This window comes from Limnohabitans sp. (assembly GCF_044373035.1).
Classification (GTDB): Bacteria; Pseudomonadota; Gammaproteobacteria; order Burkholderiales; family Burkholderiaceae_C; genus Limnohabitans_A.
This window is the reverse complement of sequence record NZ_JBILQU010000098.1, coordinates 1-10,240: the sequence shown is the minus strand read 5'-3', so window position 1 is coordinate 10,240 and position 10,240 is coordinate 1. Positions and strand designations below refer to the sequence as shown.

The window sequence follows — 10,240 nt, the reverse complement described above, 5'->3', positions numbered from 1 at the left end:
CCAAATTCTTTGGCTAGGCATGGGCATGGGCATGGTGCTCATCGTCAGCGCCTTGGCAGGGCACCAGCACTGACGCGGCTGTTCAAACGGGCGTGTGCCACGCCCATCGCGCACGGGGTGCGCTCCTACAAATTCAGCCCTTGACGCAGGGCAGACCCGGCGTGCGGCACCACTCGCTCCAGCTGCCGGCATACAGTGCGGTGGGGCCGAAACCGGCCATCTCCATCGCCATCAAATTGGGCACAGCCGTGACGCCAGATCCGCAGTGGTGCACCACGCTGCTGGCAGGGCGGCCAGCGAGTACCCGGTCCCATTCGGCTTTGAGCAACTCGGGGCTTTTGAAACGGCCGTCTTCGGTGAAGTTCTCGGAAAAAGGCCGGTTGAGTGCGCCCGGGATGTGTCCCGCCACGGGGTCCAGCGGTTCCACTTCTCCCCGATAACGGGCTCCGGCGCGGGCGTCGACCACGGTTTGAGTGGTTTGGCCCAAGGCGGCCGAGACGGCATCGGTCAGCACCAATTGGCGCAGTGGTGTTTTTAATTCAAATGCCATAGGCGCAGGCGGTGTGAAGGGACCCGAGTCGGTGGCGCCACCCGCTTCCTTCCAGGCCTGCAAGCCGCCGTCCAGCACGGCTACAGCTTCGTGGCCCAGCCATTTGAGCATCCACCACAAACGACCGCAGTACATGCTTTTGTTGCGGTCGTACACCACGATTTGCATGCCGTTGTGAATGCCCAGACTTCCCAGCCACTGCGCCACAATCTCGCGCTGCGGCAAGGGGTGACGGCCACCGTTGACGGCCTGGCCCGGCTGGTGCGTGCTCAGATCCTTGTCCATGTGGGCGGGCAGGGCCGTTGAGATGCGTTCGCTGGCAAAAAAACCATCGGTCAGCTCGGGTTTCATCAGGTCAAAGCTGCAGTCAAACACAGCGCAGGGGGTGCCTTGCGCCAGCAGGGTTTGCAATTGAGGGGCGTTGATCAGCAAGGTGTACATGGTGTGTCTCCAAGGTTCAGCGGGCGCTCATTTGGCAGCGGTACCACTCATGGAAGTGCTGCATGCCGTCTTCCATGGGGCTTTGGTAGGGGCCCACTTCGTTGTCGCCGCGCGCCAGCAGCGCTTTGCGCCCGGCGTCCATGCGCTCGGCAATTTCGTCGTCCTCGATGCAGGTCTCCATGTAAGCCGCTTGCTGAGCTTCGACAAATTCGCGCTCAAAGGCCACGATTTCTTCGGGATAGTAAAACTCCACCATGTTCAGCGTTTTGCTGGGGCTGATCGGGTGCAAAGTGGACACGGTGAGCACATGCGGGTACCACTCGACCATGATGTGCGGGTAGTACGTTAGCCAAATGGCGCCGCGTTCAGGCAGTTGGCCGTTGCGGTATTTCAGCAGCACCTCGTGCCATTTTTTGTAGGTGTCCGAGCCGGGCTTGCCAAAGCCGCCCGACACGCCCACGGTCTGCACCGAATAGTGCTCCTTGAACTCCCAGCTCAGGTCATCGCAAGTGACGAACTGGCCCAGCCCCGGGTGGAAAGGGCCGACGTGGTAGTCCTCCAGATACACCTCGATGAAGGTCTTCCAGTTGTAGTTGCACTCGTGCAGCTCGACGCGATCGAGGGCATAGCCGTCGAAACTCAGTTGTGAGCGTGGGCCCATGCCCGCCAGATCGGCGGCGATGTCGCGGCCGTTGTCCTCGAACAGCAGGCCGTTCCACTCTTGCAACTTGTAGTTGTTCAGGTTCAGGCAAGGGTCTTGGGCAAAGTGCGGCGCGCCCAACAACTGACCGCTGGGCGAATACGTCCAGCGGTGAAGCGGGCAAACGATGTTGCCGCCTGCGCTGCCTTTTTGTTGGGTGTTCAGGTTGCCCCGGCCGCTCAGCATCACGGCTTGTCGGTGGCGGCAGACATTCGAGACCAGCGCCACTCCGCCTTGGGCGTTGCGCACCAAGGCACGGCCTTCGGCCTCGTGGGGCAGGGCGTAGTAGTCCCCCGGTTGGGGAACTGCCAACTGGTGGCCCACATAAAGGGGGCCTTGCCGGAAGAGCGTGTTCATTTCGCGCTGAAACAGCGCTTCTTCGAAATAAGTGGAAACTGGTAGTTGGCTTGCGGCCTGCTGCAGTTGAAGACTTAAATCAGACATGGGTGACCTGACCTAGAGACTCCCCCTATGAAGGGGCAGGAACAAAGCGCTGAATTCATGGAAAACGGCGCAAAAAAATGACAGGAAATTCCTGTCGCGGGGTCATCATTCTAACCCCGGGGAATGCCGACAGGGGCTGAAAAGGCCAATCCAATGGAAAGCCTGCGCTCGATGGTGAGCCAAAGCGAACCGCGCAACACCCTGCTGGGGGTGGATTGGACTGTCCAAGCGTCAGCCAAGTCCAGTCTTAAAGCCTAAAATCGTACTTTTTTGCCGGAAGAACCCATGCCCAAGGCTGCTCAACCTGACCTCGCCGATGCCGTTGCGGCGGATGTGCCTGCCACTTACGAAGCAGCTTTGTCGGAGCTGGAAACATTGGTGGGGCAGCTCGAGTCGGGGCAAATGCCTTTGGACCAGCTTTTGACGGGTTACCAGCGCGGCGCTGTATTGCTCGCTTTTTGCCGTGACAAGCTCAAAGCCGTCGAAGACCAAATCCAGGTGTTGGACGGCGGACAACTCAAACCTTGGAGTGGCGCATGAGCCCGTTGGACCTCAAAGCATGGATGCAGCCGCACCTCGAGCGTGTCGAGCACGCCTTGTCAGAAGGCATTGAGGCCCATTCGCCCGCCGCTTTGGGCGAGGCCATGCGCTACGCCGTCTTGGACGGCGGCAAGCGATTGCGTCCCTTGCTGGTGCTGGCCACAGCCGAGGCGGTGGGCGATGCTTCAAGCGGCTCGGCCGCGCTGAACGCTGCTTGCGCCATCGAGTTGATCCACGCTTATTCGCTGGTGCACGATGACATGCCCTGCATGGACAACGATGTTTTGCGGCGCGGCAAGCCCACGGTGCATGTGCAGTTTGGCGAGGCGCAAGCCCTGCTGGCGGGTGACGCTTTGCAGACTCTGGCGTTTGAAATGCTGACCCCCCAAGATGCCAGCGTCAGTGCTGCGCAACAAGCGGCCTGCGTGGGCTTGCTGGCCCGGGCTTCGGGCTACCAAGGCATGGCTGGGGGCCAAGCGATTGACCTGGCCAGTGTGGGTCAGCGCTTGACGCAGGACCAGCTGCGCCAGATGCACCGCCTCAAAACCGGGGCGCTGCTGCTGTGCAGCGTGCAAATGGGTGCGGCTTGCGTGCAGGGCCTGCCAGCCCCGGTTCAAGATGCTTTGACCCGTTTTGGCGAGGCCCTGGGCCTGGCCTTTCAGGTGGTGGACGATGTGCTGGACGTGACCGCCGATTCGGCCACGCTGGGCAAAACGGCGGGCAAGGACGAAGCCGCCGACAAACCGACCTATGTGGCCTTGTTGGGGCTGGATGCAGCCAAGGCCTATGCCGATGCGCTGGCCGCTGAGGCGGTGCAGGCCCTGGCCGACACCGGCTTGCCCGAGGCCCGTTTGGCCGCTTTGCGTGCCCTGACCGCCATGGTGATCACCAGAAACAACTGACATGACCGATTTGCTCAAGAACATCGATTCCCCGGCCGATCTGCGCCGCTTGCAGCGCGCAGACCTGCCCCAATTGGCCGACGAGTTGCGCCAATGCGTCCTCGACAACGTCTCCAAAACCGGCGGGCACCTGAGCTCCAACCTGGGCACGGTCGAGTTGACCGTGGCTTTGCACTATGTGTTCAACACCCCCGAAGACCGCATCGTCTGGGACGTGGGCCACCAAACTTACCCGCACAAAATCTTGACCGGTCGCCGCGAGCGCATGCCCACGCTGCGCCAGTTCGATGGCTTGTCGGGCTTTCCGCGCCGCGATGAAAGCGCATACGACACCTTTGGCACGGCCCATTCGTCCACCAGCATTTCGGCCGCTTTGGGCATGGCCGTGGCGGCCCGCCAAAAAGGCGAGTCGCGCCACGCGATTGCCGTGATTGGCGACGGCGCCATGACCGCTGGCATGGCCTTTGAGGCCCTGAACAATGCGGGGGTTGAAGATTGCAAACTGCTGGTCATTCTGAACGACAACGACATGTCGATCAGCCCGCCCGTGGGCGCGCTCAACCGCTACCTGGCCCAACTGATGAGTGGGCGTTTTTACTCGGCCGCCAAAGCGGGCGCCAAAAACGTGCTGAAAAACGCACCGCCCTTGTTTGAGCTGGCCAAGCGACTGGAAGAACACGCCAAAGGCATGGTGGTGCCCGCCACGCTGTTCGAGAAATTCGGCTTCAACTACATCGGCCCGATCGACGGACACGACCTGGAGTCGCTGATCCCGACACTGGAAAACATCAAGCACTTGAGCGGCCCGCAGTTTTTGCATGTGGTGACCAAAAAAGGCCAAGGCTATGAAAAGGCCGAAGCTGACCCGGTGGCTTACCACGGCCCCGGCAAGTTTGACCCCATCGTGGGCCTGGTGCCTGCCGCCACGCCCGCCAAAACCACCTTCACCCAGGTGTTTGGCCAGTGGCTGTGCGACATGGCCGAAAAAGACTTGCGCTTGGTGGGCATCACGCCCGCCATGCGCGAAGGCTCGGGCATGGTGGCGTTTCACCAGCGCTTTCCCAAGCGCTATTACGACGTGGGCATTGCCGAGCAGCACGCCGTGACCTTTGCCGCCGGCCTGGCCTGCGAGGGGCTCAAACCTGTGGTGGCGATTTATTCCACCTTTTTGCAGCGCGGCTACGACCAGCTCATCCACGATGTGGCGCTGCAAAACCTGCCGGTGGTGTTTGCGATTGACCGGGCCGGTCTGGTGGGGGCTGACGGAGCCACCCACGCGGGGGCTTATGACATCGCCTACATCCGCTGCATCCCCAACATGAGCCTGGCCTGTCCAGCCGATGAGCGCGAATGCCGCCAGTTGCTCAGCACGGCTTATGCCCAAAACCACCCGGTGGCGGTGCGATACCCGCGCGGCGCAGGCGTGGGCACCGAGCCCGGCCGCGACTTGGACACCTTGCCTTTTGGCAAAGGCGAGGTGCGCCGCCAAGGTGAGAAGCTCGCCATTTTGGCCTTTGGCACCTTGCTGGCCCCGGCCTTGCAAGCGGCTGAAAAGCTCAATGCCACGGTGGTCAACATGCGCTGGGTCAAGCCGCTGGATGTCGATTTGCTGGCGCAAATTGCGCAAAGCCACGAGCACCTGGTTACGGTGGAAGAGGGCTGCACCATGGGCGGTGCGGGCAGCGCGGTGGCCGAAGCCCTGCAGGCATTGCATTTCATGCGGCCTGTGCTGCACCTGGGCTTGCCCGATGCCTTCATCGAGCATGGCGACCCGGCCAAACTCCTCGCATTGCAAGGGTTGGATGCCGCAGGCATCGAGGCGTCAATTCGACAGCGTTGGGCGGACTGAGACCTTGGAGTTGGCCTTTTTTGTGGGGGCTGGCTTTTGTGCCCCACCCAAGTGTCCAACAGATCCTTGAGATATTTTTAAAGACCTTGAAGTTTTTGCTGGTTTAAAAAGGGTAAACCCCCGGCTTTAGGGGGCGATTCACTTTCTACAATAGGGCGGTGTTTGTTTTTCATGGCCCGATGTTTCGGGTTGGTTTTCAATTTTTCACAAGGAGCTCTCCCTATGGATCGTCGTTCACTCATCAAAAATACGGGCATGGCCGGTATTTTGGCAGCAGGTGTTGCACCTGCTGTTCACGCACAGGCCGCCATCCGCTGGCGCCTTGCTTCCAGCTTCCCCAAAGCCTTGGACACCATTTTCGGCTCCGCCGATGTGTTCGCGGCCCAAGTCAATGCCATGTCGGGTGGCAAATTTGTGGTGACCACCCACGCTGCTGGCGAGTTGATGCCCGCCTTTGGTGTGGTGGACGGCGTGCAGCAAGGCACCATCGAAATCGCCCACACGGCCCCTTACTACTTTTTTGGCAAAGACGACACCTTTGCTCTGGGCACGGCCATTCCGTTTGGTCTGAACAGCCGTCAGCTCACTTCTTGGTTCTATGACGGCAACGGCATGAAGTTGTTCCGTGAGTTCTATGACAACTACAACATCGTGAACTTCCCTGGCGGCAACACGGGCGCTCAAATGGGTGGCTGGTTCCGCAAGGAAATCAAGACCTTGGCAGACATCAAGGGCTTGAAGTTCCGCGTGGGCGGTTTCGCTGGCAAGGTCATGACCCGCATGGGCGCTGTGCCCCAGAATATCCCTGGTGGCGAGATTTACCAAGCCCTGGAAAAAGGCACGATTGATGCCGTCGAGTGGGTCGGTCCTTACGACGACGAGAAGCTCGGCTTCCAAAAAGTGGCCAAGAATTACTACTACCCAGGCTTCTGGGAAGGCGGCGCACAGCTGGACTTCTTCATCAACAAGGCGGCTTACAACGGCCTGTCGGCAGAGAACAAGGCCATCGTGGAAGCGGCTGCTTCTTACGCTCACGTGAACATGCAAGCCAAATACGACAACCGCAACCCTGCGGCGCTCAAGCGCTTGGTGGCCGGTGGCGTCAAGTTGCGGCCTTTTCCCAAGGTGGTGATGGACGAGGCCTTCAAGCAGTCCATGGCCCTGTATGAAGATCTGCGCAAGTCCAACCCGAACTGGAAAAAGATCTACGACGACTACTCGGCTTTCCGCAAGGACCAAAACCAGTGGTTCCGTTTCACCGAAGCCACCTTCGATCGCTACATGCAATCGGCCAAGCTGTAATCAGCGGGCATGCTTGCACGAAAAAAGGCCCTTCGGGGCCTTTTTTCGTGCACTTCTCTTTTTGACCAAGTTGTCATGCAAACTCGCCACCATGCAACACATCGAGCTTTCTTACCAATGGACAACGCAGGGCGCTGAGCAGTTACGCAGCCGCCAAAGTCCGCTGCGCAACCCGCTGATGGACTTGTTGCAAGCGGTGCGTGATGCCGGGTCGATTGGCGGGGCTGCCAAGGCCATGGGCTTGTCTTACCGCCATGTTTGGGGGGAACTCAAACGCTGGGAGCAAAGTTTGGGTCAAGCCCTGATTCTTTGGGAAAAGGGCCAGGCGGCCCGACTCACTGGCTTTGCCGACAAGCTGCTCTGGGCAGAGCGCCAGGCGCAGGCGCGGTTGTTGCCCCAAATCAGTGCACTGCACGCCGATCTGGAAAAAACATTTGCGGTGGCATTTGACCCTGCCCACTTGGCCCTGCCGATTTTTGCGAGCCATGACGCGGCCATGGACTTGCTGCGCGAAGAGGCCGCCTCACAAGCTTTGCATCTGGACTTGCGGTTTTGTGGCAGTGTGGACGCGATTCGCGCCTTGAACGAGGGGCGGTGCCATGTGGCGGGCTTCCATGCCCCTTGGCAACCCGACGCCGAGTCGCTGGTCGCCCGCACTTACAAGCCCTTGCTCAAAACGGGTCAGCACAAATTGATCGGTTTTGCCCAACGTGCGCAAGGGCTGATGGTGGCCAAGGGGAACCCCTTGGGCTTACAGGATTGGGCCGATCTGTACCAAGCGGGTGTGCGCTTTGTCAACCGCAGCCCCGGTACCGGCACCCGCTTGTTGCTGGATCAGTGTTTGCAAGAAAGAGATCTTCAAGCCTCTGCTCTCCAGGGCTATGGGCACGAGGAAAGCTCGCACGCTGCCGTGGCCGCACGCATTGCGGCGGCTCAGGCCGATGTGGGCCTGGGCATCGCGCACGCCGCCCATGTTCATGGTCTCGATTTTGTGCCGATGCACCAAGAGCATTATTGGCTGGTGTGCCTGGCCTCGGCACTCGACACCCCGTCCGTCTTGCAATTGCGGCGCTTGCTGAGCAGTTCTGACTGGCAAACCAGGCTGCAGGGTTTGGGCGGCTACAGCCCGACACCTCAGACAGGACAGGTGCAATCCTTGCGCAGCATGCTGCCTTGGTGGCAATTCAGGTCTACAAGGCGTGGCTCAGGCGCTTGATCGGTATCGGCCTGAAGGTTTGAGAGGCTTTCATGCCAACATCAAAAATATCAACCTGAGTTTTCAGGGCTTGGCTCTGGAACGCGCCAACACAGACTTACAATCGCGCAAGTTTTTTGGAGTTCAAATGTCATCTTTATTAAAAATATCCAGCGGTATTGACCGTTTGAACCAGTCTGTGGGTAAATTCACCACGTGGTTGATTTTGATCGTGACGCTCATCAGTGCTGGCAATGCCATCGTTCGCAAGGCCTTCAACGTGAGTTCCAACGGTTTGCTGGAAATTCAGTGGTACCTGTTTGCGGCCGTCTTTTTGCTGGGCGCAGGTTATGGATTGCTGAAAAATTCTCACGTGCGCATTGACTTCATTTCGTCCATGTTGTCCGCGCGCACCCGCAACTGGATCGATGTGGGCGGCATCGTTTTGGCGCTGTTCCCGTTTTGTTTCTTGTGCATTTACTTGTCTTGGCCCTTGTTCATGCAGGCTTACATCAGCGGCGAAATGTCTTCCAACGCGGGTGGTCTGATCCGTTGGCCGGTGTACGCCTTGGTGCCCTTGGGTTTTGGCTTGCTCATGCTTCAAGGTGTGTCCGAGTTGATCAAGCGCTTGTCGTTTTTGACCGGGGTCGGTGAAGACCCTTTGTCGTCTGAAAGCACCATGTCAGACGAAGAAAAAGAAATGCTGGAACTTGAGAAAATCGCGCAGCAAGCGCAGGGAGCACGTTGATGGAAGCGACTTTTCTGGCACAGAACTTTGTGCCCATCATGTTTGCCGGTTTGTTTGTGCTGCTGCTGACCGGCTTTCCGGTGGCTTTCGCGCTGGCAGCTTGCGGTTTGGGCTTTGGCTTCATCGGCATGGAGGCCGGGCTGTTCCCCGCCTCGTTGTTCCAGGCCTTGCCGCTGCGCATTTTCGGCATCATGCAAAACGACACCTTGCTGGCCATCCCGTTTTTCACCTTCATGGGCATCATCTTGCAAAAATCCGGCATGGCCGAGGATTTGCTGGAGACGGTGGGTCAGGTGTTTGGTCCTGTGCGTGGTGGCGTGGCCATCGCGGTGATTTTGGTGGGCGCCTTGCTGGCGGCCACCACCGGCGTGGTGGCTGCGGCCGTGATTTCCATGGGCTTGATCTCTTTGCCCATCATGCTGCGCTACGGTTACAGCCGTGTCATCGCTACCGGGGCGATCACGGCCTCGGGCACCTTGGCGCAAGCCATCCCCCCTTCGTTGGTGTTGATCGTGTTGGCCGACCAATTGGGCCGTTCGGTGGGTGACATGTACGCTGGCGCTTTGGTGCCCGGCTTGCTGTTGGTCGGTTTGTACATCTTGTTCATTGTGGTCGTGGCCATTTTCAAGCCGGCCATGGTGCCTGCACTGCCGGTAGAGGCTCGCATTTACCGTGAGGCCAATGGCAAATCAGGCCATGTGTCCTTGCTCTTGCTTTTGATTTTGTGCACTGTGGTGGGCTATGCCTGGGCTACTTTCCACGATGGCATCATGACCGCTTGGCTCGAACGTACCTTGCCCTCTCCTGATGACGAAATCGTGATCATGTCGATGACGGTGGCTTCGCTGGTGGCCTTGGCTTTGGCCATCGTGAACCGGATCACCGGCATGGGCTTGTTGTCACGCTTGGCCGAGCAAGTGACCTTTGTGCTGATGCCGCCCCTGATTCTGATCTTTTTGGTGTTGGGCACGATTTTCTTGGGTGTCGCAACCCCCACAGAAGGCGGTGCGATGGGCGCTTTGGGCGCTTTGATCCTGGCTTTGAGCAGAAAGCGCCTGGACAAGAAATTGATGAACCAAGCGCTGGAAAACACAGCCAAACTGGCCTCGTTTGTGCTGTTCATCCTGATCGGCTCCACCGTCTTCAGCTTCACCTTCAATGCGGCCGATGGCCACATCTGGGTGGAGCACCTGTTCTTGGACATGCCCGGCGGCGCGATCGGCTTCCTGATCGTGGTGAACATCCTGATTTTCATCTTGGGTTGTTTCATCGATTTCTTTGAAATCGCCTTCATCGTGATCCCGATCCTGGCACCCGTGGCCGAGAAGATCTTGCCGGGCATGGTGCCGGGCATGACCGCCGACCAAGCCATGATCTGGTTTGGGGTGATCGTGGCGATGAACCTGCAGACCTCGTTCCTGACGCCGCCGTTTGGCTTTGCGCTGTTCTATTTGCGCAGCGTGGCGCCCAAAAACGATTACAAGGACCGGATCACAGGTGAAAACATCCCGGCAGTTAAAACGTCTGAGATCTACAAAGGCTCGATCGCGTTCATCGTTTTGCAGTTGA

Annotated in this window: 9 protein-coding genes; 7 read left to right on the top strand and 2 right to left on the bottom strand. The window is 59.1% G+C overall.

Going from position 1 to position 10,240, the window contains the following annotated elements:
- Positions 1-133: 133 nt before the first annotated feature.
- Both ACIQ47_RS12720 and ACIQ47_RS12715 read right to left on the bottom strand, forming a co-directional pair.
- Positions 134-991, bottom strand: coding sequence for a sulfurtransferase (locus tag ACIQ47_RS12720; RefSeq protein ID WP_396438465.1), 858 nt, complete (start codon positions 989-991; stop codon positions 134-136).
- Between the two features lie 16 nt (positions 992-1,007).
- On the bottom strand, positions 1,008-2,135 hold the full coding sequence (locus ACIQ47_RS12715) for an aromatic ring-hydroxylating dioxygenase subunit alpha (protein WP_396438464.1): 1,128 nt from the start codon (positions 2,133-2,135) through the stop codon (positions 1,008-1,010).
- A gap of 285 nt (positions 2,136-2,420) precedes the next feature.
- Between ACIQ47_RS12715 and xseB the strand changes: the two genes are divergently transcribed.
- From xseB to ACIQ47_RS12680, 7 genes are all read left to right on the top strand, one after another.
- Complete coding sequence (xseB, locus tag ACIQ47_RS12710) at positions 2,421-2,675, top strand: exodeoxyribonuclease VII small subunit (RefSeq protein WP_396438463.1); 255 nt, start codon at positions 2,421-2,423, stop codon at positions 2,673-2,675.
- Positions 2,672-3,577, top strand: a complete 906-nt coding sequence (locus ACIQ47_RS12705; RefSeq protein ID WP_396438462.1) for a polyprenyl synthetase family protein — start codon at positions 2,672-2,674, stop codon at positions 3,575-3,577. The genes xseB and ACIQ47_RS12705 overlap by 4 nt, the downstream gene beginning before the upstream one ends.
- Before the next feature lies 1 nt (position 3,578).
- Entirely contained in the window at positions 3,579-5,426 is a 1,848-nt protein-coding gene (gene dxs / locus ACIQ47_RS12700; RefSeq protein WP_396438461.1) for a 1-deoxy-D-xylulose-5-phosphate synthase, read from the top strand.
- Between the two features lie 222 nt (positions 5,427-5,648).
- A complete protein-coding gene (locus tag ACIQ47_RS12695) occupies positions 5,649-6,728 on the top strand; it encodes a TRAP transporter substrate-binding protein (protein WP_396438460.1) in 1,080 nt (359 codons plus the stop codon).
- A gap of 91 nt (positions 6,729-6,819) precedes the next feature.
- Entirely contained in the window at positions 6,820-7,944 is a 1,125-nt protein-coding gene (locus tag ACIQ47_RS12690) for a substrate-binding domain-containing protein (protein ID WP_396438459.1), read from the top strand.
- A 127-nt stretch (positions 7,945-8,071) separates the two neighbouring features.
- Positions 8,072-8,671 (top strand): TRAP transporter small permease subunit, encoded by a 600-nt coding sequence (locus tag ACIQ47_RS12685; protein WP_396438458.1) that lies wholly within the window; start codon positions 8,072-8,074, stop codon positions 8,669-8,671.
- Positions 8,671-10,240: TRAP transporter large permease subunit (locus tag ACIQ47_RS12680; protein WP_396438457.1), on the top strand; the 1,570-nt coding region annotated here is incomplete at its 3' end. The genes ACIQ47_RS12685 and ACIQ47_RS12680, both read left to right, overlap by 1 nt.

Excerpts from the sequence above, each read along its gene's own strand:
- xseB (WP_396438463.1), top strand. The coding sequence starts at position 2,421 with ATGCCCAAGGCTGCTCAACCTGACCTCGCCGATGCCGTTGCGGCGGAT.
- ACIQ47_RS12690 (WP_396438459.1), top strand. The coding sequence starts at position 6,820 with ATGCAACACATCGAGCTTTCTTACCAATGGACAACGCAGGGCGCTGAG.
- ACIQ47_RS12720 (WP_396438465.1), bottom strand. The coding sequence starts at position 991 with ATGTACACCTTGCTGATCAACGCCCCTCAATTGCAAACCCTGCTGGCG.
- ACIQ47_RS12715 (WP_396438464.1), bottom strand. The coding sequence starts at position 2,135 with ATGTCTGATTTAAGTCTTCAACTGCAGCAGGCCGCAAGCCAACTACCA.
- ACIQ47_RS12695 (WP_396438460.1), top strand. The coding sequence starts at position 5,649 with ATGGATCGTCGTTCACTCATCAAAAATACGGGCATGGCCGGTATTTTG.
- ACIQ47_RS12705 (WP_396438462.1), top strand. The coding sequence starts at position 2,672 with ATGAGCCCGTTGGACCTCAAAGCATGGATGCAGCCGCACCTCGAGCGT.
- dxs (WP_396438461.1), top strand. The coding sequence starts at position 3,579 with ATGACCGATTTGCTCAAGAACATCGATTCCCCGGCCGATCTGCGCCGC.
- ACIQ47_RS12685 (WP_396438458.1), top strand. The coding sequence starts at position 8,072 with ATGTCATCTTTATTAAAAATATCCAGCGGTATTGACCGTTTGAACCAG.